Source organism: Streptomyces sp. NPDC059852, from assembly GCF_042731455.1.
Lineage (GTDB): Bacteria > Actinomycetota > Actinomycetes > Streptomycetales > Streptomycetaceae > Streptomyces.
The window spans coordinates 25656-49776 of record NZ_JBHWJK010000005.1 but is presented as its reverse complement, the minus strand read 5'-3'; the positions used below and the strand labels follow the sequence as shown (position 1 = coordinate 49776).

Genomic DNA, 24121 nt, shown 5'->3' with positions numbered 1-24121 from the left:
GTACTGCTAAAGGATTCTTCTCGTACCTTGACAGTGCGTGTCATGCTTCGCGACGTTTGATCCTCGCCACGAAGTTCGACATCGGGGGAGACGGTGGCGACGCGCTGCAAGCGCGTCCGGGGGGACATCTGGGGGGAGCGGTCGCCATGCGATCCACGAACGCCATCACCATTCACAGACCCGAGGACCTGAGCGGCCCGCTGCGCGAGGCGTGGCACCAGGCCATGGACGAAACACCCGAGTACGCCAACCCGTTCCTGTCACCGGAGTTCTCGCTGGGCGTCGGCCGGTACCGCGCGGGCGCGCGGGTGGCCGTGCTGCACCAGCGGGGGGAGGCCGTCGGCTTCCTCCCGTACGAGCGCAACGCCCTCGGCGTGGGCCGGGCCATCGGCCTCGGGCTGTCCGACTCTCAGGCCCTGGTGCACCGGCCCGGCGTCACCTGGGACAGCCGTGAACTGCTGCGGGCGTGCGGCCTGTCCGTCTTCGAGTTCGACCACCTCGTCGAGGAGCAGCGGCCGTTCGCCCCCTACGTCACCGGCACGTTCGCCTCGCCCGTGCTCGACCTCAAGCCCGCCGAGGGCGACTATCCGGCCTGGCTGCGCGCCACGTATCCGGGGCAGGCCAAGACGACGCTGAAGAAGGAGCGCCGGCTCGGCCGGGACGCCGGCGAGGTCCGCTTCGTCTACGACGAACGCGACCCGCGCGTGCTGCGCACCCTCATGCGCTGGAAGTCCGCCCAGTACCGCAGGACGGGGCGGATGGACCGGTTCTCCCGCCCGTGGATCGTCGGTCTGGTCGACCACCTCTTCCACGTCCGCGAGGACCACTTCACCGGCATCCTGTCCGTGGTGTACGCGGGGGACCGGCCCGTCGCCGCGCACTTCGGGCCCCGTTCGCGCACGGTGCTGGCCGCGTGGTTCACCGCGTACGACCCCGAGTTCGCCTACTACTCGCCCGGCCTGATGATGCATCTGCGGATGGCGTACGCGGCGGGCCGGGACGGCGTCACCCTCATGGACATGGGGCGCGGCGAGAAGGAGTACAAGGACTGGCTGAAGACCCGTGAGCTGCGCGTCGCCGAAGGGTTCGCGACACGCCCCCACCCGGTCGCGGCGGCCCAGCGGATGTGGCGCAGACCCGTGCGCGGCCTGCGGAACACCGTCCTGGCCCATCCCGCCCTGCGCGACCCCGCCGACCGGCTGCTGAAGGCCGCCGGCGGTCTGCGCACCTCCGTCACGTCGCGCACGAGAGGAACCGGCCCCGGCACCGGCTGAGCGCCGTCCCCACCCCGTCCCCCGCCGCCGCCCGTCCGATCCGGACGGTCCCGGTCGTGGCCCGGCACGCCCTCGTACCCCTCGCACCGCGTCCGACAGGGGCGGACCCTCGCCGAAGCTCTCACGTCTCACGTCTCACGTCTCACGGAAGAGGTGACCATGCCGTACGGATCGCGGCTCGCCGCGATGATGACGCGGCGCGTCGGACGCGAATGCGTCTACACGCCCTCGGCCCGACTCGCGCTCTACCTGGCGCTGCGGCGCTGGTGCCGGCCGGGCGGACGCGTCCTGATGTCCCCGGTCAACGACGACGTGATCCTCTTCGTCGTCCTCGCCGCCGGACTGCGCCCCGTGCAGGCCCCGGTCTCCCGCTGGGACGGCAACATCGACCCGGACGCCGTACCGGATTCGACCTGGCGCGAGATCGACGCCGTCCTGACCACCAACCTGTACGGCCTGCCGGACCGCGTCGTCGAGCTGCGGCGCCGCTGCGACGCGCTCGGCATCCCGCTGATCGAGGACGCCGCGCACGCCATCGGCACCCATGTGGACGGACAGCCCATCGGGACCTTCGGCACGGCCGCCGCGTTCAGCCTCTCCAAGCACGTCGCGGCGACCGCCGGCGGCTTCCTCGCCGTCGAGGACGCGCGCACCCGCCGCGAGCTGGAACGGCTGCGCGACGACCTGCTCACCCCGCGCAGGCTGCGGGCCGACCTGACCGTCACCCTGCGCCCCCTGGCCCGTTCCGCGGTCCGCTCCCTCCATCTGGTGCGGCCCGTCTGGCGGACCATGCAGCGGCTCGGTCTGATGGAGCGCGACGACTTCCGGATGGCCCTGCACACCTCCCGCCTCACCGCCAGCGCCCGCCGCGCCCCCAGTCTGGCCGCGTACGAGCCCTGGGTCCGGGTCGATCTGCACGGCTTCCGCGCCCGGCACGGCGCGCTGGTGCGCGGGCAGCTGGAGCTGCGCATGGCCCTGCTCGACGGCGACCTCGCCCGCCGCCGGGACGGCGTCTCCCGGCTCGCGGGCACCACCTGGGCCAGCCCGGCGCTGCGGGAGCGGACCGCGCACGACGGCCCGCCCGCCCTCTTCCGGGTCCCGCTTCTGGTCCACGACCGCGACACGCTGGTGGACCGGCTCGTCGACCGCGGTGTGGTGACCGGGTACATCTACGACCCGCCGCTCGACGACTACGCGGGCGCCGAGTTCGTCGAACCGTCGCCGGACCCCTCGGCGGCCCGCTGGTTCGCCGGGCACGTCCTGCCGGCCGACCCCCTCCTGGCCCGCGGGATCGCCGCCGCCCTCACCAGGGAGCGGGTCACCCCCGCCCACCCGCCGCTCACGCCCCGCGCGGGCGAGACGGACGCCGCGCCGACCCCGCCCGCCCCTCTCGGCCAGTGACGTCCGAGCCGCCGGACGGCGGTGCGCGCGGCTCCCGCCCGTGCCGCCCCGGCCCGTCCGTGCCTACGCTGGACAGGTGGCCCGGTCCAACGATGAGGTGGCCGCGCTCCTCCAGGAGTACGCGGACCTGATCTCCCTCACCGGAGGGGACGCGTTCAGGGCACGCGTCCACGAGAAGGCGGCCCGCGCCCTGGCCGCCCACCCCGCCGACGTGTCCACCCTCGACGTCCAGCGGCTCAAGGAGATCCCGAACGTCGGCAGGTCCACCGCCGAGAAGGTCGTCGAGTACGTCTCCACCGGCCGGATGGCGGCCCTGGAGGAACTGCGGGCGCGTGTCCCCGCCGGGGTCCGGCAGCTGATGGACATCCCGACGCTCGGCCCCAAGAAGGCCCTCGTCCTCCACCGGGAACTGGGCGTCTCCACCGTCGACGAGCTGGCCGACGCCATCGCCGACGAGAGACTGCGCGGCCTCAAGGGCTTCGGGCCCCGGACGGAGGAGAAGATCCTCCACGGCATCGGCCTGCTGCGCTCCTTCGGCGGCCGGGTCCTCGTCGACGTCGCGCTGGACGTGGCGGAGGACGTCGTCGCCGCGCTGTCCCGGCTGCCCGGATGCGAGCGCTGCGCCTACGCGGGCTCGCTGCGCCGCGTCCGCGAGACGATCGGCGACGTCGACATCCTGGTCGCCGCCACCGAACCCGGCCCGGTCATGCGGGCCTTCACCGCGCTGCCCGACGTCCACGAGGTCATCGCACAGGGCGACAAGAAGACGTCGGTCCGCACCACCCAGGGCCTCCAGATCGACCTGCGGGTCGTCCCGCCGGAGTCCTGGGGCGCCGCGCTGCAGTACTTCACCGGCTCCAAGGCGCACAACATCCGCGTCCGCGAACTGGCCGTCCGGCAGAAGCTCAAGCTCTCCGAGTACGGGCTGTTCGACGTCGACAGCGGTGCCCTGATCGTCTCCGGGACCGAGGAGGAGGTCTACGCCCGGCTCGGTCTGCCCTGGATCCCGCCCCCGCTGCGCGAGGACCGGGGCGAGATCGAGGCCGGACTGCGCGGCGAACTGCCCGCGCTGCTCCAGGAGGAGGACCTCCGGGGCGATCTGCACACGCACACCGACCTGACCGACGGGCTCGCCCCGCTGGAGGACATGGCCGCGGCTGCCGCCGCGCGGGGATACGCCTACTACGCCGTCACCGACCACGGCCCGGACATGGCGATGCAGCGGATGACCGCCGAGCGCATGCTCGCCCAGCGCGACCGGGTCCGCGCGCTGGACGGCACGTACGGCGGGATGCGGCTGCTGCACGGCGTGGAGCTGAACATCGGGCCCGACGGCGAGGTCGACTGGCCCGCTGACTTCCTGGCCGGCTTCGACGTGTGCGTCGCCTCGGTGCACTCGCACTTCGACCAGGACCGCGACACGATGACCCGCCGCCTCGTCCGGGCCTGCGAGAACCCGCACGTCCACATCATCGGTCACCCCACCACCCGGCTCATCGGCCGGCGCCCGGGCATCGACGCCGACCTCGACGCGGTGTTCGCGGCCTGCGCGCGCACCGGCACCGCGCTGGAGATCAACTCCCATCCGGACCGGCTCGACCTGCGCGACGAGGACGTCCTGCGGGCCCGGCGGCACGGGGTGCGGTTCGCCGTCGACAGCGACGCCCACGCCGTGACCCACCTGGGCAACCTGCGGTTCGGCGTGGGCACCGCCCAGCGCGGCTGGCTCACCGCGGACGACGTCGTCAACACCTGGCCGCTGGAGCGGCTGCGGCGGTTCCTTCACCGGTGACGCCCGGTCCCCAGGGCCCTGTCAAGACCGCGAGTTGACGGTTTGTTGAGTGCTCACGGAGTAAACGACCGTTCAGGTGTCAATCATCTTGTCATGAACCTGCGGTCCGACGGGCGGGTCGCAGCCTCATGGAGGTGTGGAAATGCGCCGCACACTCACCACCGCTCTCGCCGCCTCGGCCGTGTCCGTGGCGACTCTCGTCGTCCTCGCACCGGCCGCCCAGGCCGCCCCCGCGGACAAGCCCCAGGTCCTGTCCAGCTGGACGCAGACGTCCGCGTCCAGCTACAACGCCTGGGTCGCCGCCCGCTCCAACCAGTCGGCCTGGGCCGCCTACGGCTTCGACTGGTCCACCGACTACTGCTCCACGTCCCCGGACAACCCCTTCGGCTTCCCGTTCTCCACGTCCTGTGCCCGGCACGACTTCGGCTACCGCAACTACAAGGCACAGGGCACGTTCAGCGCCAACAAGTCCCGCCTGGACAGCGCCTTCTACGAAGACCTCAAGCGTGTGTGCGCCGGCTACAGCGGCGCCTCCAAGACCGCCTGCAACAGCACGGCGTGGACCTACTACCAGGCCGTGAAGGCCTTCGGCTGAGCCGCCGGCGCACGGCGGAGGGGCGCCGCTCCCACGGCGCCCCTCCGTTCGCTCCCCGCCCGTCCCGTTCCCGGCCGGCTCAGTCCACCGCCCGGAAGGACCGCAGCCGCAGGGAGTTGCCGACCACGAAGACCGAGGAGAAGGCCATCGCCGCCCCCGCGATCATCGGGTTGAGCAGTCCGGCCGCGGCCAGCGGCAGCGCGGCGACGTTGTAGGCGAACGCCCAGAACAGGTTCGACCGGATCGTGCCGAGCGTACGGCGGGCGAGCCGGATGGCGTCGGCGGCGGCGCGCAGGTCGCCGCGCACCAGGGTGAGGTCGCCCGCCTCGATCGCCGCGTCCGTACCGGTGCCCATCGCGAGCCCCAGGTCGGCCTGGGCCAGCGCGGCCGCGTCGTTGACGCCGTCGCCCACCATGGCGACCGAACGCCCCTCGCCCTGAAGGCGCTTGACGATGTCGGCCTTGTCCTGCGGCAGCACTTCGGCGATGACGTCCTCGGCCGCGATGCCGACCTCACGGGCGACCGCCCTGGCAACGCGCCGGTTGTCACCCGTCAGCAGCATCGGCGTCAGACCGAGGGCCCGCAGCCGCGCGACGGCCTCCCGGCTGGTCGTCTTCACCGCGTCGGCGACCTCCAGCACAGCCCGCGCCGCCCCGTCCCAGGCCACGACGATCGCGGTACGGCCGGCCGCCTCGGCGCCCTCCCGGGCCTGCCGCAGCTCCTCCGGCAGCTCCATGTCCTGCTCCACCAGCAGCCGTTCGCGGCCCACGAGCACCGTGTGTCCCTCGACGACACCCCGCACGCCGAGCCCCGGCACGTTCGCGAAGTCCTCGGGCGCGGGAAGCGAACCGAGCCGCGCCCGGGCCCCCTCGGCCACCGCGCGGGCGACCGGATGCTCGGAGGAGTGCTCCAGCGCCCCCGCCAGCCGCAGGGCGTCCTCCTCCGCGATGCCGGCGGCGGTGCGCACGGCGAGCAGCGTCATCCTGCCGGTCGTGACCGTGCCCGTCTTGTCCAGGACTACGGTGTCGACCCGGCGCGTCGACTCCAGCACCTCGGGCCCCTTGATCAGGATGCCGAGCTGGGCGCCGCGCCCGGTGCCCACCAGGAGCGCGGTCGGCGTGGCCAGCCCCAGCGCGCAGGGGCAGGCGATGATGAGCACGGCCACGGCGGCCGTGAAGGCGGCGGCGGGTCCGGCGCCGTTGCCCAGCCAGAAGCCGAGGGTGCCCAGGGCGAGGGCGATGACGACGGGCACGAAGACGGCGGAGATCCGGTCCGCGAGCCGCTGGGCGGCGGCCTTGCCGTTCTGCGCGTCCTCCACCAGCCGGGCCATGCGCGCGAGCTGGGTGTCCGCCCCGACCCGCGTCGCCTCGACGACGAGCCGCCCTCCCGCGTTGAGCGTCGCGCCCGTGACCCGGTCGCCCACGGTCACCTCCACCGGCACGGATTCGCCGGTCAGCATCGAGGCGTCCACCGCGGACGACCCCTCGACCACCGTGCCGTCGGTCGCGATCTTCTCCCCGGGGCGGACCAGGAAGCGGTCGCCGACCGCCAACTCCGCGATGGGACGGGTTCGTTCGGTGCCGTCCGGGCCCAGGACGGTGACGTCCTTGGCCCCCAGCTCCAGCAGGGCCTTCAGGGCCGCGCCGGCCTTGCGCCGGGAGCGGGCCTCGAAGTAGCGCCCGGCCAGGATGAAGGCGGTGACACCGGCCGCCGCCTCCAGATAGATGTTCCCCGAGCCGTCGCCGCGCGCGATCGTCAGCTCGAAGGGGTGCGTCATGCCCGGCTCGCCCGCCGTGCCCAGGAACAGCGCCCACAGCGACCACAGGAACGCGGCCGAGGTGCCGACCGAGATCAGGGTGTCCATCGTGGCGGCGCCGTGCCGCAGATTGGTGAACGCGGCCCGGTGGAAGGGCCAGGCGGCGTAGGTCACGACGGGCGCCGCCAGGGCGAGCGACAGCCACTGCCAGTACGTGAACTGGAGCGCCGGGACCATCGCCATCGCGACCACGGGCACCGCCAGGACCACCGCGGTCACCAGCCGCTGCCTGAGCGGCCGCAGGGCGTCGTCCTCCTCGCGGCCCTGGTCCGCCGGCACCTCGGGGGCGGGCGGCGCGGGCTCGCGGGCGGTGTACCCGGTCGCCTCCACGGTGGCGATCAGATCCGGGACGGTGACCCCGGCGGCGAAACTGACCCTGGCCTTCTCCGTCGCGTAGTTGACGGTGGCGCTCACGCCCTCCATCCGGTTCAGTTTCTTCTCGACGCGCGCGGCGCACGAGGCGCACGTCATGCCGCCGATGACGAGCTCCACGTCACTCGTCGGGCCGGTCGCGGTGGTGGTCATCGCTGCTCCTGGTGCGGGATGCGGTCGGGGCCCGGTGTCTTCCGGGCCCCAAGGGAGAAGTGGATCAGGCGGCGCGGCCGGTGAGTCGGTAGCCGGCGTCGTCCACGACCGCGGCGACACGGGAGTCGTCCGGCTCGGCGGCGCTGGTGACGGTGACGTGACCCGTGGCGAGATCGATGTCGACACCGGTGACGCCGTCCATCCCTCCGATGGCCTCCGTCAGCGTGGCCCTGCAGTGGCCGCAGCTCATCCCGGAGACGGCGTACGTGGTCGTGGACATGAGGTCCTCCTGCGCTCTTTGATCGGCGGGCCGAGATCGGCCCCGATACGGGGTGGGGGTACCCTTACGGGAGTCCATGTATACCCCCAGGGGGTAGCCGTAGCAAGTCTGACCCCGACTTGACTTGATACCCCCCAGGGGTATGGTGAAGTGCATCGAACGACCACGACGCCGTACCTGACCCGCAGGAGACCGCCATGCATGCCGGACTGAGGATCACCGCGTTCACCGCCGCGCTGGCCGCGACCTTCGGCACCGCCTACGGCGTGGGCGAGGCCTTCGACCCCGTCGTCGAGGACCCCGCGCCCGCCCGCCACGACACCCACCCGCGGGCCTCCTCGGAGCCGGAGAGCGAGGGTGACGGCCAGGGCGGCCACGGCGGGCACGAGGCCGAGCCCGCCGGGGGCCTCCAGATCTCGGAGAACGGCTACACCCTCGACCTCACCACCGCTCGGGTCGCCGCCGGCGAGCGCTCCGAGCTCCGCTTCGTCATCCGCGACAGCGCGGGCCGCGCCGTGACCGCCTACCAGCGCGAGCACGACAAGGAGTTGCACCTCATCGTGGCCTCACGCGACCTGGGGACCTACCGCCATCTGCACCCCGCCCGCGCCGCCGACGGCACCTGGAGCATCCCGGTCGACCTGCCCCGCGCCGGCGGCTACCGGGTCTTCGCCGACTTCACCCCGGCGAAGAAGGGCGCCGAGAGCCTCACCCTGGGCGCGGACCTGGCGGCCTCCGGCCCGTACGAGCCCCAGCCGCTGCCCGCGCCCCGGCGCACCGCGAAGGTCCACGGCTACGAGGTCCGCCTCGACGGCGCCCTGCGACCGGGCAGGGCGGGCGAGCTGAAGCTCAAGGTCTCCCGGGACGGCCGCCCGGTGACCGACCTCCAGCCCTACCTGGGCGCCTACGGCCACCTGGTCGCCCTGCGCTCCGGCGACCTCGCCTACCTGCACGTCCACCCCAACGGCGAACCCGGCGACGGCACCACGAAGCCCGGCCCGGACATCTCCTTCACGGCCACGGCGCCGAGCACCGGCACCTACCGGCTCTTCCTCGACTTCCAGCACGAGGGCAGGGTCCACACGGCGGCCTTCACGGTCCGGACCGGCACCCCGGCGCCCCCGGAGGACCACTCCGCGCCGCACGACGACGCGTCCGGGCACGGGCACTGACGCTCAGCCCAGCGCCCGGTCCAGGTTGTACGCGGCGCTGATCAGGGCCAGATGCGTGAACGCCTGCGGGAAGTTGCCCTGTTGCTCGCCGGTGTGGCTGATCTCCTCGGCGTACAGGCCCAGATGGTTGGCGTACGTCAGCATCTTCTCGAAGGCCAGCCGCGCCTCGTCCAGCCGGCCCGCGTGCACCAGCGCCTCCACGTACCAGAAGGAGCAGATGGAGAACGTGCCCTCGGCGCCGTGCAGACCGTCCGGGCTGATCCTCGGGTCGTACCGGTAGACCAGCGAGTCGGAGACCAGCTCCCCGGCGAGAGCGTCCAGCGTGGACAGCCATTTGGGGTCGGTCGGCGCGATGAACTTCGTCAGCGGCATCATCAGGACGGCCGCGTCCAGTACGTCGGTGTCCTCGTGCTGCACGAACGCCTGCCGGGACGGGGACCAGCCGTGGCTCATGATCCGCCGGTAGATGGTGTCCCGGCACCTCTGCCAGTGGATCAGGTCGGCGGGCAGACCGCGCCGGTTCGCCATACGGATGGCCCGCTCGATCGCCACCCAGCACATCAGCCGGGAGTACAGGAACCTCTTGCGTCCGCCGCGCGTCTCCCAGATCCCCTCGTCGGGCTGGTCCCAGTGCGCGCACACCCAGTCGACCAGTGCGCACACGTCGTCCCACTGGTCGCTGGAGATCGGCTGCGCCCACTTGTCGTACAGATAGACCGAGTCGATCAGCGCGCCGTAGATGTCGAGCTGGAGCTGGTCGACGGCGGCGTTGCCGACCCGGACCGGCGCCGACCCCAAGTGTCCCTCCAGGTGGCCGAGTTCCCGCTCGGGGATGTCGGCGCGGCCGTCGATGCCGTACATGATCTGCAACGGCCCCGAGCCCCGGCCGTCGCCCGGGGTGATGTGCCGGCTCAGGAACCGCATGAAAGCCTCGGCCTCGTCGGTGAACCCCAGCCGCAGCATCGCGTACACCGCGAAGGCGGCGTCACGCACCCACGTGTACCGGTAGTCCCAGTTGCGTTCGCCGCCCAGCTGTTCGGGCAGGCTCGTGGTCGGCGCGGCCACGATGGCGCCGGTCGGGGCGTAGGTGAGCAGCTTCAGGGTGAGGGCCGAGCGGTGCACCATCTCCCGCCAGCGGCCCCGGTACTTGGAGGAGGCCAGCCAGCGCCGCCAGTACGCCACGGTGCCGCGCAGGTCCTCCTCCGCCTCGGTCCACGCGCAGCGCCGCGGGGTCACCTCGCCGCCGACCTGGTCCAGCGCGAAGACCGCACCCTCGCCCTCGGCGATCTTGAACTCGGCGTGGACGTCGGGTCCGTCGATCTCCAGCGGCACGGTCGAGGTCAGGCCCAGCGACAGTTTCGCGGACTCGAAGACCGCCACGCCGTCGATCATGCGCACGGTGTGCGGGTCGGCGCCGTAGCCGAAGCGCGGCGCGATACGGGTGCGGAACGGGATCGATCCGCGGACGCACACCACACGCCGGATCAGCCGGTGCCGGTCCGCCTCGGCCGGCCCCATGCCGACCGGCATGAAGTCCTGGATCTCCCCGACCCCGTCCTCGGTGAAGAACCGGGTGATCAGCACATTCGTGTCGGGGAAGTAGAACTGCTTGGTCCGCGCCGGGACCGCGGCCGACAGCTCGAAGCATCCGCCGCGCGAGGTGTCCAGGATGGAGGCGAAGACGCTGGGGGAGTCGAACGCCCCGCAGCAGTACCAGTCGATCGTGCCGTCCATGCCCACCAGGGCCACACTGCGCAGATCGCCGATCAGCCCGTGGTCGGCGATCGGCACGTACCCCTTCGCCCCGGGTGCGTCCGCCTCGATGGGAGTCGTGCTCATCGCAGCCTCCTCGGCCCGCCATGCGCTCGCTCCCCAGCGTAGAAGGAAACGGGCGGACGGGCCTCGTCGGACGACCGGAGGCGCGGGCGCTCAGACCGTGAGGACCCGCAGGCCGGCCTCCTCGAAGCCGCGCACCAGGTCCGGGTCGGCCGCCGTGTCGGTGACCAGGGTGTCCACGGTGTCCACCGCGCAGATCCGGGCGAAGGCCCGCCGGCCGAGCTTGCTGGAGTCCGCCGCCACGATCACCCGCTCGGCGCGCTCGCACAGCAGCCGGTTGATCGCGGCCTCCGCCTCGTCGTGCGCGGCCGCCCCGTACGTGACGTCGAGGGCCACGACACCGAGCACCGCCACATCGAGGGTGATCTGGGACAGCACGCCGTCCGCGAGCGGGCCGATCAGCTCGTACGACTGCGGTCGCGCCACCCCGCCGGTCAGCACGATCTTGAACTGGGGCCGTACGGCGAGCTCGTTGGCGATGTTGAGCGCGTTGGTGACGACGGTCAGCGCGGGCGTGTTCGAGGTGAGGTCGTCGCGCACGGCGAGGGCGCGGGCCACCTCGGTCGTCGTCGTGCCGCCGGTCAGCCCGACCGCCTCGCCCGGCGCGAGGAGATCGGCCACCGCACCGGCGATGCGCTGCTTCTCGGAGGCGTTGCGCGCGGTCTTGTAGCGCAGCGGCAGCTCGTACGACACCCCGTGCACGACCGCGCCGCCACGCGTGCGGACCAGCATCTGCTGCGCGGCGAGCTGGTCGAGGTCGCGGCGGATCGTGGCGGCGGAGACCTCCAGCTCGGCGGCCGCCTCCTCGACGTCCAGCCGGCCCCGCTCCACCAGCAGGTCCAACAGCGCCTTCCACCGGGCGTCGCGCGACATCCGCCCTCCGTTCCTCGATCTCCCGCGACCTTAGCGCACGCTCGTTCCCGTCATTTGCTTGATTCTGCTCGAAAGCTCGCTCTATCTTGCAGGAACGAGCATTCAGGTCGATTGGCCGGGAGGGTGACGGCATGACGCATGTCGAGGACGAGCTCAACAGCCAGCCGGAGTGCTGGACCCGTGCCGCGGCGGACGCCTCCGCCACCGGCGGGAGGCTGCCGGAGGCGGGGGAGCGGGTCGCGGTCGTCGGCTGCGGCACCTCGTACTTCATGGCGCAGGCGTACGCCGCGCTGCGCGAAGGGGCGGGTAAGGGCGAGACGGACGCCTTCGCCGCCTCCGAGTTCCCGGCCGGGCGCGCCTACGACCGGATCGTCGCTCTCACCCGGTCCGGCACCACCACCGAGGTCCTGGACCTGCTGGAGCGGGCGAAGGGGCGGACCCGCACCACGGCGATCACCGCCGACCCGGACACCCCCGTCATGACGGCCGCCGACGACCTCGTCGTCCTCGACTACGCCGATGAACGCTCCGTCGTGCAGACGCGCTTCGCCACCACCGCGCTCACCCTGCTCCGCGCCCACCTCGGACTCCACCCCGAGGCCGCCGTCGCCGACGCCCGCACCGCGCTCACCGACGCCCTCCCCGACGGGCTCGCCGGATGCGCGCAGTTCACCTTCCTGGGTCGCGGCTGGACCGTCGGCCTCGCCAACGAGGCCGCCCTGAAGATGCGCGAGGCGTCCCTCTCCTGGACGGAGGCGTACCCGGCGATGGAGTACCGGCACGGCCCCATCAGCGTCACCACCACCAACACCGCGACCTGGATGTTCGGCGAGGCCCCCGAAGGGCTGGCCGCCCAGGTCGGCGCCACCGGCGCCCGGTGGATCGAGGGCCGGCTCGACCCGCTCGCCGAACTGGTCCGCGCCCAGCGGCTCGCCGTCGCCGTCGCCGCCGCCCGCGGCCTCGACCCCGACCGGCCGCGCCACCTCACCCGCTCGGTGATCCTCGCGCCCTGACGCGCCCGCCCTCCCCCGACGCGCCCGCCCCTCCTGGCGTGCCCGCCCCCGGCCGGCGTCCGCCGTCCGCCCAGAAAGGACAGGCCGTGCCCCTCGTGACCACCGGCGAGCTCGTCACCCGCGCCGCCGCCGACCGCTCCGCCGTCGCCGCGTTCAACGTCATCACCCTGGAACACGTGGAGGCGGTCGTCGCCGGTGCGGAGAGCGCCGGTTCCCCCGTCGTCCTCCAGGTCAGCGAGAACGCCGTCAAGTTCCGCTACGGACGGCTCATGCCGCTCGCCCGCGCGGCCGTCGCCGCCGCCGAACGCGCCGCCGTCCCCGTCGCCCTGCACCTGGACCATGTGCAGAGCGACGACCTGCTGCGCCAGGCGCCCGCCGCCGGGTTCAGCTCCGTGATGTACGACGCGGCCCGGCTGCCCTACCTCGACAATCTCGCCGCGACCAAGGCCGCCGCGGACTGGGCGCACGCGCAGGGCCTGTGGATCGAGGCCGAACTGGGGCGCGTCGGCGGCAAGAACGGGCAGCCGCCGCTCGACGCGCACGCCCCCGGCGCCCGCACCGACCCTGCCGAGGCGAGCGCGTTCGTCGCCGACTCCGGAGTGGACGCCCTCGCCGTCGCCGTCGGCAGCTCGCACGCCATGACGACCCGCACCGCCGCCCTCGACCACGCCCTGCTCAAGCGTCTGTCCGCCGCCCTGGACGTCCCCCTCGTCCTGCACGGCTCCTCCGGCGTCCCCGACGGCGAGCTGACCGAGGCGGTCGTCGGCGGCATCGCCAAGGTGAACGTCGGCACCGCCCTCAACATCGCGATGACGACCGCGATCCGTGACTTCCTCGCGGCCCACCCGGACGCCGTCGACTCGCGCACCTACCTCAGCGTGGGACGGGAGGCGATGGTGAGCACGGTCGCCGGGATCATCTCGGTGCTGCGCCGCACCCGCTGACGGCGGCTACCGGCGGACCGCCCGCAGCACCACGAACTTCGGGTCGGAGGCGACCACTTCGCTGTTCCCGAACAGCCGCCGCAGCTTCACGTGGTAGCCGAGATGCCGGTTGCCGACCACCCACAGCTCGCCGCCCGGCCGCAGCGCCCGCCGCGCTCCCGTGAACATCCGCCAGGCCGTCGCGTCGGTGGTGGCCTGGTGGGAGTGGAACGGCGGATTGTTCAGCACCAGGTCGACGCTGCCGTCCGGCACGCCCGCCATCCCGTCGCCCACGCGGAACTCGGCGTGCCCGGGCACCCCGTTCGCCTTGAACGTGGCCTCCGCCGAGGCCACGGCCTGGAAGGACTCGTCGACGAACAGCACCTCGGCCTCCGGGTTCGCCAGCGCCGCCGCCGTGCCCACGACGCCGTTGCCGCAGCCGAGGTCCACCACCCGCCGCGGGCCCCGCCCGCCCGGCAGATGGGCCAGGAAGAACCGGGTGCCGATGTCGAGACGGTCCGCGCAGAACACACCGGCGTGATTGACGACCGTGCTCCCGGAGGCCGCCCCGACCCCGTCGGGCAGCGTGTAGGTGCGCGGCCACGGGTTCACGGGGCGCTCCGCCGCCGGCTCCGGCGTGCAGAAGATCAGCCGGGCCTTGCGCCTCGCCAGCGACGTCCGGGTCGGACCGAGGATCCGCTCGAACAGCTCCAGCGTGGACGTGTGGATCTCCCGGACCATGCCGGCGCCCACGACGACCGTGCCCTCGTGCACCGAGGGCGCCAGCCGCAGCAACTGGTCCTCCAGCAGTGCCAGGCTCTTCGGCACCCGCACCAGGAGCACGTCGACGCGCTCCGGCGGCGGGTCCTGCGTGGTGAGCAACCGGACCGTGCCGGGCTCGACGCCGTGCCGGGCGAGGTTGGCCCGAGTGGCCTCCTGGGCGAGCCACGAGTCCGTGATCTGGGTGGGCCGGTGCGCCGCCAGCGCCGTGACCAGGGCGCCCCAGCGGTCGCCGACGGCCACGACCGTGCCCGACAGCGGCACGTCCTGTTCGGCGAGGTGCGCCAGGAGGTACTCGTCGGAGGCGTCCCAGGCGCGCAGCCTGTCGCGGGGGTCCTCGGGGAAACGGGTCAGCGCGAGATCGCCCCAGGGCGTCGTCATCCGGTCGTTCATCGTGCGTCAAGGCTAAGCGACCACGGCCGCCCGCCCGCCCCCCGGCCGTGACGGCGTGCGGTGGGGGAGGATGGGGGACATGGAGGCCGAGCTGTTCCCGCGCGAGCGCGCCGTCGTCGCGCCCGGCGCGGTGCACCTGCCCGACTGGCTGGACGCCGGGGCCCAGCGCGAGCTGCTGGACGCCTGCCGTGCGTGGGCCCGCCCCCCGGCCGGACTGCGCACCGTCCGCACACCCGGCGGCGGCACCATGACGGCCCGGCAGGTGTGCCTCGGCTGGCACTGGTATCCGTACGCCTACGCCCGCACGGTCGTCGACGGCGACGGCGCCCCGGTCAAACCGTTCCCCGACCGGCTCGGCACCCTGGCCCGGCGGGCGGTGCGCGACGCCCTCGGCGAGGAGGCGGGGCCGTACGACATCGCGCTGATCAACTTCTACGACTCCGACGCCCTCATGGGCATGCACCGCGACGCCGACGAGCGGTCCACGGCACCCGTGGTGTCCCTGAGCCTCGGCGACACCTGCGTCTTCCGCTTCGGCAACACCGGGACCCGGACCCGGCCGTACACGGACCTCGAACTGCGCAGCGGCGACCTCTTCGTGTTCGGCGGACCCTCGCGGCTCGTCTACCACGGCGTTCCCAAGGTGCACCCGGGCACCGCGCCCCCGGAGCTGGGGCTCACGGGGCGGCTGAACGTCACGCTGAGAGTGAGCGGGCTGTAGGTCACCGCGTTCCGGGATCATGGGAGACTCGCCCTCATGAGCGGCAAGGCGGACCCCCGGCCTGCGGGGGAAGGGACCACCACCCCGAGGACGCGACTGGAGCGGGGGCGCGGTGCGCTCGGACCCGCGTTGGAGCTCGTGCACACCGGACGCGCCCCCACGCGCGCCGTCCTCACCGCCGAACTCGGGGTCACCCGGGCGACGGCCGGGGTGGTCGCCGCCGAGCTGGAGGCGCTCGGGCTGATCAGGGTCGACGCCCGGCCGGCCGCCGCGGCCGGCTCCCAGGGGCGGCCCTCGCACCGGCTGTCCGTCGCCGAGGACGGCCCGGTCGTCCTCGCCGCCCAGGTGCACGCCGACGGGTTCCGGGCGGCGCTGGTCGGCCTCGGCGGCCGGATCGTCGCCACCGCTCCGGGCTGCGAGACCGTGGACGCCGACCCGGCGAAGGTGCTCGGCTCGGTCGTCGAGGCCGGCGCGGACCTGCTGAACGAGACCGGTCGGCGCTGTGTCGGCGCGGGGCTCGCCGTCCCGTCCGCCGTCGCCGAACCGGACGGCCTCGCCCTCAACCCGCTGCACCTGGCGTGGCCGGCGGGCGCCCCCGTCCGCCGTATCTTCACCGAGTGCGTACGCGCGGCCGGGATCACCGGACCGGCGTTCGCCGGCAACGACGTCAACCTCGCCGCCCTCGCCGAGCACCGGCACGGCGCCGGTCGGGGCGCCCGCGACCTGCTGTGCGTGGCCACCGGGCACCGGGGCGTCGGCGGCGCGCTCGTCCTGGACGGCCGTCTGCACACCGGCAGTTCGGGTCTGGCCCTGGAGGTCGGCCACCTCACCGTCAACCCGGAGGGCCGGCCCTGCCACTGCGGCAGCCGGGGCTGCCTGGACGTCGAGGCCGACCCACTGGCCCTCCTCACGGCGGCCGGCCGCGAACCCGGCCCGGTGGTGTCGCTGCTCCAGCAGGCCAACGACCTGATCCGCGGCCACTACGACGACCCGACGGTCCGCACCGCCACCGAGGCCCTCATCGACCGGCTCGGCCTCGGCCTGGCGGGTCTGGTCAACATCCTGAACCCCGACCGCATCATCCTCGGCGGTCTGCACGGCACCCTCTTCGACGCCGACCCCGGACGGCTGCGCGCGGTCGTCGCGGACCGCAGCCTGTGGGGCCAGAGCGGCGGCGTCCCGGTCCTCGCGTGCAGCCTGGACCACAACAGCCTCGTCGGCGCCGCCGAGTTGGCGTGGCAGCCCGTGCTCGACGACCCGCTCGCCGCCCTCGCGTCGTAGGCTTCCTGCCATGCGGATCGCCGTCTCCTCGGACATGGACGAACCCGTCGCCCGGCTCCTCGTCGCCGAGCTGCGCGACCGGGGCCACGACGTGCTCGCGCACGGCGCGCTCAGCCCCGGCGACGACGTGCGCTGGGCCGTCTGCTCGCAGGCGGCGGCCCGTGAGGTCGCGGCCGGCACGGCCGACCAGGCGGTGGTGTGCTGCTGGACCGGCACAGGGGCGTCCATCGCGGCGAACAAGGTGCCGGGCGTCCGCGCGGCCCTGTGCACCGACGCGTACACGGCGCAGGGCGCCCGCCGCTGGAACGACGCCAACGTGCTCGCCCTCAGTCTGCGCCTGACCTCGGGGCCGCTGCTCGAGGAGATCCTCGACGCCTGGTTCGGCACCGGGGCCGGCACCGACGCCGAGGACCGGGAGAACGTGGCGTACCTCGAAGGGCCCGACGGGAGCTGACGGCGTACTCCCCGGGGGGTACGCACGGTGCCGCTGGCCGTACGACGACGCGGGCACCCTCGCGGCGCGACGCTCGAGTCATCACCGCAGAACGTGCGGACCGACCCGGGAGATGACTCCAGATGCAGACCCTCGCACACTTCGCCGACGGCGGGCCCGGCCCGTGGATCCTGCTGTTCCCGCTGATCTGGGCGGCCGTCGTGATCGGCGGCATCACGCTGCTGCGCCGCACGGCGTGGCGCGGCCGCCGTGGCCCACGGCCCACCCGTCCCGACGACAGCTCGCCGATCACCGTCCTCGGCCACCGGTTCGCCTCCGGCGAGATCGACGAGGACGAGTACTGGCGCCGCCTGTCCGTCCTCAACGAGGAGTTCGGCCGCACGGGCAAGGACGGCCCCGTGTGACGCCCCGGCGTGGCGGCCCTCTGTCCCCCCTCACCGCCCGGTCAGCCGGCAACGGCCGACCGGGCGGGAGCGCGTTCCGGCCGACGCAGGTCGACCGGCGGACCGACCGCCGCGAGACGGCGCACGGGCTGCTCCACGGTGACGCGGCGCGGGGGCCGCGCGGTCGCGGACGGCGCCGCACCGGGCGTCGGGAGCGAGAACCACACGACCTTGCCGGACTCGCCCTTTGGCCGCACGCCCCAGCTCTCGCTGAGGGCCGCGACCATCGCGAGCCCGCGCCCGCAGGTGGCGAGCGCCTCGGTGTCCCCGGGGCCGGCGGCGACCGGGAGCCGCGGGTCGTGGTCGTGCACGGACACCGTCAGGCGGTCGAGCAGCAGCTCGATCTCCACGGTGCACGTCTTGTCCGGCCGTGCGTGCTGATGGACGTTGGTCAGCAGCTCGGTCACGCCGAGCGCAGCGCGGTCTATCAACGGGTCCAGATGCCAGTAGCGCAACTGCGCCGATACGATTCTGCGGACCTGGCCGATCCGCGACGGCAGGGCTTGGAGCTCCACCGCGCAGTGCCTGCTTGGGTAACTGATCACGGCTGCGACTCCCCGACTGAAGAGGTCCGGAAGAACACGGAGTACGGATCCAGCAGGGTGCTTGAAGGAAACGGCCGCCTGCTGTCGTGGCCGGCGGGCTGGTTCGCAGCGTTATCGCCGGTAAACCCAGAGTGACGTGAGACCAGCGTGGCGCAGGAGGCGCGGGGACGCAACTCTTGGTGACTCAGTCGTCACGCCCCGCAGCCCTTCGGACGGCTTCGATGAACCGGCGCGCGGCCGGCGGTCCGGGCTCGCCCGGGGCGGGGTCGTGATCCCCCAACGTCAGTGAGTAGCGCTTGCCGTTGAGGTCGGCGAGGGCCCGGTCGTCGGGCGCGAACCAGGGCCGGGACGCGCGGACCGACTGCACCGGCGCGCTGTCGATCTCGCTGCCGTAGCTGGTGAGTAGCTGCACCCGGCCGTCGCTTATCCGCACCTGTCCGGCCCGGGTCAGGGAGCGCAGCCGCTTCCCGATCCGCACGCCCTTGGCCGTGAACTCGTCCTCCGCCATGCCCCGCCCCCTCGTGCGTCTCGGTGGCCGGCCCGCTCCGCGCGGGACCGGTCCGGGTCCCCGGTCGTGATCCAGTGTGCACCCCGTCGGGTGCAGTCTGCCCCCGTCCCGCGTCGCGCACCAGTGCGCGCGTGCCCCTCGCCGGGGGCGCTCGGAGCACTCGTGCGGATGCGCCCCCACCGGGTGCGCCGCGAGCGCCCACCCAGGGGTGCCTTTGAGGCTCTCAAAGGTGTGTTTATGCAGGTGAGAAGCGTGCGGAAGATGTTTATGCTCGAAGGGACGGCAGCGTGGTCCGCCGCTGCCGCGAGCCCGAGGAGCAGCGCCGTGAGCACCGTCCAGCAGACCCCGTCCGGCGTGACCCTCGACGTCGACCGCAGCGATCCCGCCTATCGCGCCTGGCTGAAAGACGCCGTGCGCAAGGTGCAGGCGGACGCGAACCGTTCGGCCGACACGCATCTGCTGCGCTTCCCGCTGCCCGAGCGGTGGGGCATCGACCTGTACCTCAAGGACGAGTCCACGCACCCCACCGGCAGCCTCAAGCACCGGCTGGCCCGCTCGCTGTTCCTGTACGGCCTCTGCAACGGCTGGATCCGGCCGGACCGTCCGGTGATCGAGGCGTCCAGCGGCTCGACGGCCGTTTCCGAGGCGTACTTCGCCAAGCTGATCGGCGTGCCCTTCATCGCGGTCATGCCCCGCACGACGAGCGCCGAGAAGTGCCGTCTCATCGAGTTCCACGGCGGCCGGTGCCACTTCGTGGACGACTCCCGGCGGATGTACGAGGAGTCGGCCCGCCTCGCGGGGGAGACGGGCGGCCACTACATGGACCAGTTCACCTACGCGGAACGGGCCACGGACTGGCGGGGCAACAACAACATCGCCGAGTCCATCTTCCGCCAGCTGCGCCTCGAGAGGTTCCCGGAGCCCGCGTGGATCGTCGCCACGGCCGGCACCGGCGGCACCTCGGCGACCCTCGCCCGGTACGTCCACTACATGCAGTACGACACCCGCATCTGCGTGGCCGACCCGGAGAACTCCTGTTTCTTCGAGGGCTGGACGACCGGCGACGCCCATGTCACCTGCGACTGCGGCTCCCGGATCGAGGGCATCGGCCGGCCCCGGATGGAGCCGAGCTTCGTGCCCGGCGCCGTCGACCGCATGATGAAGGTGCCCGACGCCGCCAGCGTCGCCGCCGTACGCGCCCTGGAGCGGGCCATCGGCCGCAAGGCGGGCGGCTCCACGGGCACCGGCCTGTGGAGCGCGCTGAAGATCGTCGCCGAGATGGTGTCCGAGGGGCGCCGGGGCAGCGTGGTGACGCTGCTGTGCGACCCGGGGGACCGGTACCTCGACAAGTACTACTCGGACGCCTGGCTCGCCGAGCAGGGCCTCGACATCACGCCGTACGCGGCGGCCCTCGATCAGATGCTCGCCACGGGCGTCTGGCCCGAGTGAGCCCGCGCGGGGCGCCGGTTCAGGGCGCGCTTCAGGACGCCGAGGCGGCCAGCCGCCGGTCCAGGGAGGTCACCGCGCCCCGGAACGCCCGGGCGAAACCGGCGCGCGCCAGCCGCACCGAGGCCCGGAAGGGGGCCGTGCCGTCCACCGCGACGGTCCACTGGACCCGGGTGCCGGCACCGGACGGGGTGAGCCGCCACTCCTCGACGATCGCCCGCGATCCCGGCGCGTTCGCCAGATCGACGCGGTAGGCGTACACCGCGGGGCGCTCGGCGGCGAGCACCGTCTCCTCGAACCGGCCGCCGCCCCTGAGCCGGATCTCCCGCCGCGCCCCGCCGTCGATCGGCCGCGCCAGCGTCACCGCCGAGAACCACCGCGTCCAGCCCGCCACGTCCTCGGCGAGCGCCGCGTACACCGCCTCGGGCGGCGCGGCCGTCTCCCGTGCGAAGACATGCCGTACGGGAGCGGCCCCGACGAAGTCGAGCCCCACTTCACGCAGCAGATGAGCCATGGACGACAACCCCCTGTGGGTGATGCTGCACCGGGCAGCGTCACCCTAGTTGGCGCTTCGTCAGATGTCTGCACCCTCATCGGGCTCGCCCGCCACCACCAGCCGCAGATGCTCCGCGATCTCCGCGCGGACGCCCGCGTCCAGCCCGGAGTCGGTGACCAGGGTGTCGACCTGCTCCAGTCCCGCGAACGAACTCAGCCCCACCACACCCCACTTGGTGTGGTCGGCGATCACCACGACACGCCGCGCCGACTGCACCAGACGCCGGTTGGTCTCGGCCTCCGCCAGATTCGGCGTCGACAGGCCCGCCTCGGCCGATATGCCGTGCACACCGAGGAACAGCATGTCGAAGTGGAGCGCCGCGATCGCCTGGTCGGCGACCGGGCCCACCAGCGAGTCGGACGGGGTGCGCACCCCGCCGGTGAGCACGACCGTGGCCGCGCCCTGCCGGGGGCCGGTCGTGCGCTGCGCGGCGTGGAAGACGTCGGCCACCCGCACCGAGTTGGTGACCACCGTCAGATCGGGGACGTCGACCAGCCGATGCGCCAGCGCGAACGTCGTCGTGCCGCCCGACAGGGCGATCGCGCTGCCCGGCGCGACCAGCTCGGCCGCCGCCCGCGCGATGTCCTCCTTCGCCGTCAGCTCCAGCCCCGACTTGGCCTCGAAGCCCGGCTCGTGGGTGCTCGCCTCGACCACCGGGACGGCGCCGCCGTGCACCTTCTCCAGCACGCCCTGCCGGGCGAGCGCGTCGAGGTCCCGGCGCACCGTCATGTCCGACACGCCGAGCTTGCGGGTCAGCTCGTTGACCCGCACCCCGCCGCGGCGCCGTACCTCGTCCAGGATCAGGGCGCGTCGCTGCTCCGCGAGGAGGTTCTGATTCTCGCTCACGTACGCTCCGGTCCTCTCGCCGCTGCCGTCCGACCTGCCCCGCCACCCTGTCCGACAAGGACATTCTCGCCCCTGCCGGGGCGCGGGACGACCCATCCTCGCACGGGCCGCGCCCACCCGCGCCACCGGCCGCCCCGACGCGTGCATGCCACATTCCGGCGGGCCGTCCACCCCGGGCCGCACACGCTCCGGGGAGATTCCGTGACGGCAGGTGTACGAGGGCTCGGGAACGGAGATCCTGTGCCCGCACGGACACACGCGAAGGCTCGTCACGGGGGAGGTGCCGGAGATGGATCGTGCACAGCGACCCGCCTCGACGAAGAGCGAGGACACGGCGCCGGGACCGCCGGACACCTGCGGTCCCGGCGCCGGGGAGGCCAGGATCGCCCTGGAGCTCCTCGTCCACGGCGTCGGCGGCACCACACCGCAGCAGATGCTCGACGACCCGCGGACCGAGCGGATCACCGGCGACGACACCGCCGCCGTCTTCCGCCGCGCCGACGACGTCGACGCCGAGGACCGGCCCGATGACTACCGGGGCCGGCCGGTGCCCGAGGCGTACGTCTGGTGCAACCTCACCTCCGGCAACAGCGCCCGCGCGTTGTGGCTCCTGCTCCTGCCGTTCATGGTGGTCAACCTCGCCCACTGGATGCGCCCCGCCGCCCGCGACCGCGCCCGCACGATCCGTCTGTACGGCCTGCTCGTCCGGCTCGCGGGGCTCACCCTGACCGTGCTCCTCGTCGCCGCCGCCTGCGAGGTCGCCCTGGACCTCACGGCCTGGCAGTGCGCCGGCACCGACGCCTGCGCCGACCGGCACAGCTGGCTGGGCTTCCTGTCGGACGGCGGCTGGTGGAGCAGACCCGGCCGCAGACTCGCCCTGGCCGCCGTCGTGCCCACGGCCCTCACCGGACTGCTCTGGTACCTCTCCCGGCGCACCTGGAGCGCGTACGAGTCCCAGCAGCCCATGTCCCAGCAGCCCGAACCCGACGAGACGGCCGGCGGCACCGCCCTGGGCCGGCCCGGCTTCTGGTACGGCCGGCGCCTGGTCGCCCGGCTGCGGGCCGCGCACACCGCCGCCGGACTGCTGACGGTGGCCGCCGCCGTCGGTTCCGCCGCGGCCCGCTTCGACCGCCGCCCCGGCGGCCCCCCGCTGCTCGACGTGCTCGGCCGGCTCCTCGACGCGGCCCTCGTCGTGGGCGTGGCCGCCGTGGTGTGGGTGGTGGGCCGCCGGGGCCGCAGCGAGAACCGGATCGACCGCGAACTCGACGCCCACCTGGTCCGCCGCCTGCCGCTCGCCGCCCTCGCCCTGCTCGTGCTCACCCTCGTCTACGCCGGCTGGGAGCGGCCCGGCTGGCAGTCGGCGGGCCGCCTCCCGGGCGACGCCACCTTCGGTGCCCTCGCCCTCCTCCAGGGCCTGACCGCCGTCACCCTCGCCGTCGTCGCGCACCTCCTGCACCGCACGGCACCCGACCCGCGCGCCGCGATGCGCGGCCTCGGCGGACCCGCCGTCGTGATGCTGGCCTGCGCCCTCGGCGGCGTGATGTCCGGCGGCGTCTCCCAGCGCGTCGCGGACTGGCTGGACGGGACCGGCGCGTCGATCCCCGGCCCGCCCGTCGTGCTGACCTGGCAGGCGTCCGTCATCCCTCCGCTGCTGGTCCTCCTGCTGCTGCTCCTCGGCCTGCTGGCGCGGCGCGCCTTCCTGCTGCGCCGCGCCGAACTCGCCGCCGTCGAGGCGGACTACGCCGACGAACCGCACGACCTCGTGCGCACCCGCCGGATCGCGAGCACCCGCGCCATGGCCACCCTCACCGACCGCGCGCCCCTCGTCGTCGCCGTCACCGCCGTCGCGACCCTGCTGCTCGGGGCCGGAGCCCTCGTCGGGGCGCTGACCACCGGGGACACCCCCGGCGAGACCGCGGAGGACTCCTACGCCGTCGTGCACGGTGCCGCCCAGACCGCGCAGGCCCTCGGCTCCTGGCTCATCGGCTTCGGCTTCCTGCTGTTCGTCACCTGGGGCCGGCGCGCCTACAAGGACGCCTCCGCCCGCCGCACCATCGGCATCCTCTGGGACGTCGGCACCTTCTGGCCGCGCGCCGCCCATCCCTTCGCGCCGCCCTGCTACGCCGAACGCGCGGTGCCCGACCTGACCTGGCGGATCGCCACCTGGACCCGTGCCGAGGAGGGCCGCCGCCTGGTCCTCTCCGGGCACTCCCAGGGCAGCGTCCTCGCGGCGGCCGCGGCCTGGCAGCTCACCCCGGCCGACCGGAGACGGGTCGCGCTGCTCACCTACGGCTCCCCGCTGGAACGCCTCTACGGCCGCTGGTTCCCCGCCCACTTCGGCCCCGACGCGCTCGCCTCGCTGCACGCCGAGGTGGACTGCTGGCGCAACCTGTACCGGCGCACCGACCCCATCGGCGGGCCGGTCCGGCTGCCCGGCGACACGGGCCCTGCCGTGGACCGCGAGGCCCTCAGGGATCCGCTGGCCTACGGGCGCACCCCCGAGCACCCGCTGCCCGCGCCGATCCACGGCCACAGCGACTACCAGGCCGACCCCGCCTTCGCGGAGGAACGGGAACGGCTGCTCGGCCGGCTGCACCCGGAGGTGCCGGGGCAGCGCCCCGAGAGCTGACCGGAGGCCGGCGTCCCGC

General features: G+C 73.6%; 22 protein-coding genes. 13 read left to right on the top strand and 9 right to left on the bottom strand.

Features of this window, described 5'->3' with window-relative positions; all coding sequences use genetic code 11:
* The first annotated feature begins 146 nt into the window (after positions 1 to 146).
* The 4 genes from ACFV46_RS08175 (at position 147) to ACFV46_RS08160 (ending at position 5062) form a co-directional block, all read left to right on the top strand.
* Positions 147 to 1274 (top strand): GNAT family N-acetyltransferase, encoded by a 1128-nt coding sequence (locus ACFV46_RS08175; RefSeq protein ID WP_385497459.1) that lies wholly within the window; start codon positions 147 to 149, stop codon positions 1272 to 1274.
* 159 nt (positions 1275 to 1433) lie between these two features.
* Positions 1434 to 2675 carry a DegT/DnrJ/EryC1/StrS family aminotransferase gene (locus ACFV46_RS08170; protein WP_385497458.1) on the top strand — a complete coding sequence of 414 codons (1242 nt, stop codon included), beginning with the start codon at positions 1434 to 1436 and terminating at the stop codon, positions 2673 to 2675.
* A 76-nt stretch (positions 2676 to 2751) separates the two neighbouring features.
* Positions 2752 to 4467, top strand: coding sequence for a DNA polymerase/3'-5' exonuclease PolX (gene polX / locus ACFV46_RS08165; protein WP_385497457.1), 1716 nt, complete (start codon positions 2752 to 2754; stop codon positions 4465 to 4467).
* 142 nt (positions 4468 to 4609) lie between these two features.
* A complete protein-coding gene (locus ACFV46_RS08160) occupies positions 4610 to 5062 on the top strand; it encodes a phospholipase (RefSeq protein ID WP_361929042.1) in 453 nt (150 codons plus the stop codon).
* A gap of 79 nt (positions 5063 to 5141) precedes the next feature.
* Here ACFV46_RS08160 and ACFV46_RS08155 read toward each other — a convergent pair whose 3' ends face one another.
* Positions 5142 to 7403 carry a heavy metal translocating P-type ATPase gene (locus tag ACFV46_RS08155; RefSeq protein WP_385497455.1) on the bottom strand — a complete coding sequence of 754 codons (2262 nt, stop codon included), beginning with the start codon at positions 7401 to 7403 and terminating at the stop codon, positions 5142 to 5144.
* A gap of 64 nt (positions 7404 to 7467) precedes the next feature.
* Complete coding sequence (locus ACFV46_RS08150; RefSeq protein ID WP_385497453.1) at positions 7468 to 7683, bottom strand: heavy-metal-associated domain-containing protein; 216 nt, start codon at positions 7681 to 7683, stop codon at positions 7468 to 7470.
* A gap of 197 nt (positions 7684 to 7880) precedes the next feature.
* Between ACFV46_RS08150 and ACFV46_RS08145 the strand changes: the two genes are divergently transcribed.
* Positions 7881 to 8855, top strand: coding sequence for a hypothetical protein (locus ACFV46_RS08145; RefSeq protein ID WP_385497452.1), 975 nt, complete (start codon positions 7881 to 7883; stop codon positions 8853 to 8855).
* Between the two features lie 3 nt (positions 8856 to 8858).
* Here ACFV46_RS08145 and ACFV46_RS08140 read toward each other — a convergent pair whose 3' ends face one another.
* Positions 8859 to 10694 (bottom strand): glycoside hydrolase family 15 protein, encoded by a 1836-nt coding sequence (locus ACFV46_RS08140; RefSeq protein WP_385497451.1) that lies wholly within the window; start codon positions 10692 to 10694, stop codon positions 8859 to 8861.
* Positions 10695 to 10784: 90 nt separating this feature from the next.
* A complete protein-coding gene (locus ACFV46_RS08135) occupies positions 10785 to 11564 on the bottom strand; it encodes a DeoR/GlpR family DNA-binding transcription regulator (RefSeq protein ID WP_376729792.1) in 780 nt (259 codons plus the stop codon).
* Between the two features lie 131 nt (positions 11565 to 11695).
* On the opposite strand from ACFV46_RS08135, the gene ACFV46_RS08130 reads away from it, so the two are divergent.
* Positions 11696 to 12577: an SIS domain-containing protein gene (locus tag ACFV46_RS08130; protein WP_385497450.1), complete on the top strand. Its 882-nt coding sequence runs from the start codon at positions 11696 to 11698 to the stop codon at positions 12575 to 12577.
* Positions 12578 to 12663: 86 nt separating this feature from the next.
* A complete protein-coding gene (locus tag ACFV46_RS08125; protein ID WP_361929026.1) occupies positions 12664 to 13521 on the top strand; it encodes a ketose-bisphosphate aldolase in 858 nt (285 codons plus the stop codon).
* A 6-nt stretch (positions 13522 to 13527) separates the two neighbouring features.
* Here ACFV46_RS08125 and ACFV46_RS08120 read toward each other — a convergent pair whose 3' ends face one another.
* Positions 13528 to 14661, bottom strand: coding sequence for a methyltransferase (locus ACFV46_RS08120; protein WP_385497663.1), 1134 nt, complete (start codon positions 14659 to 14661; stop codon positions 13528 to 13530).
* 91 nt (positions 14662 to 14752) lie between these two features.
* On the opposite strand from ACFV46_RS08120, the gene ACFV46_RS08115 reads away from it, so the two are divergent.
* The 4 genes from ACFV46_RS08115 (at position 14753) to ACFV46_RS08100 (ending at position 17533) form a co-directional block, all read left to right on the top strand.
* Complete coding sequence (locus tag ACFV46_RS08115; RefSeq protein WP_385497449.1) at positions 14753 to 15394, top strand: alpha-ketoglutarate-dependent dioxygenase AlkB family protein; 642 nt, start codon at positions 14753 to 14755, stop codon at positions 15392 to 15394.
* Between the two features lie 36 nt (positions 15395 to 15430).
* A complete protein-coding gene (locus tag ACFV46_RS08110; protein ID WP_361929022.1) occupies positions 15431 to 16675 on the top strand; it encodes an ROK family protein in 1245 nt (414 codons plus the stop codon).
* 10 nt (positions 16676 to 16685) lie between these two features.
* On the top strand, positions 16686 to 17129 hold the full coding sequence (locus tag ACFV46_RS08105) for an RpiB/LacA/LacB family sugar-phosphate isomerase (RefSeq protein WP_361929019.1): 444 nt from the start codon (positions 16686 to 16688) through the stop codon (positions 17127 to 17129).
* A gap of 122 nt (positions 17130 to 17251) precedes the next feature.
* Positions 17252 to 17533 (top strand): SHOCT domain-containing protein, encoded by a 282-nt coding sequence (locus ACFV46_RS08100; protein ID WP_376729789.1) that lies wholly within the window; start codon positions 17252 to 17254, stop codon positions 17531 to 17533.
* Between the two features lie 41 nt (positions 17534 to 17574).
* Here the strand turns inward: ACFV46_RS08100 and ACFV46_RS08095 are convergent, their stop codons facing one another.
* Complete coding sequence (locus tag ACFV46_RS08095) at positions 17575 to 18117, bottom strand: ATP-binding protein (protein WP_376729788.1); 543 nt, start codon at positions 18115 to 18117, stop codon at positions 17575 to 17577.
* A gap of 184 nt (positions 18118 to 18301) precedes the next feature.
* Positions 18302 to 18625, bottom strand: a complete 324-nt coding sequence (locus ACFV46_RS08090; protein ID WP_385497448.1) for a hypothetical protein — start codon at positions 18623 to 18625, stop codon at positions 18302 to 18304.
* A gap of 324 nt (positions 18626 to 18949) precedes the next feature.
* Here ACFV46_RS08090 and ACFV46_RS08085 point away from each other — a divergent pair, with 324 nt between their 5' ends.
* Positions 18950 to 20074 (top strand): PLP-dependent cysteine synthase family protein, encoded by a 1125-nt coding sequence (locus tag ACFV46_RS08085; protein ID WP_385497445.1) that lies wholly within the window; start codon positions 18950 to 18952, stop codon positions 20072 to 20074.
* Positions 20075 to 20105: 31 nt separating this feature from the next.
* Here the strand turns inward: ACFV46_RS08085 and ACFV46_RS08080 are convergent, their stop codons facing one another.
* Both ACFV46_RS08080 and ACFV46_RS08075 read right to left on the bottom strand, forming a co-directional pair.
* Positions 20106 to 20585 (bottom strand): SRPBCC family protein, encoded by a 480-nt coding sequence (locus ACFV46_RS08080; RefSeq protein WP_385497444.1) that lies wholly within the window; start codon positions 20583 to 20585, stop codon positions 20106 to 20108.
* A 60-nt stretch (positions 20586 to 20645) separates the two neighbouring features.
* On the bottom strand, positions 20646 to 21473 hold the full coding sequence (locus tag ACFV46_RS08075; RefSeq protein WP_361929006.1) for a DeoR/GlpR family DNA-binding transcription regulator: 828 nt from the start codon (positions 21471 to 21473) through the stop codon (positions 20646 to 20648).
* 289 nt (positions 21474 to 21762) lie between these two features.
* Between ACFV46_RS08075 and ACFV46_RS08070 the strand changes: the two genes are divergently transcribed.
* Positions 21763 to 24102 (top strand): hypothetical protein, encoded by a 2340-nt coding sequence (locus ACFV46_RS08070; RefSeq protein ID WP_385497443.1) that lies wholly within the window; start codon positions 21763 to 21765, stop codon positions 24100 to 24102.
* Positions 24103 to 24121 lie beyond the last annotated feature (19 nt).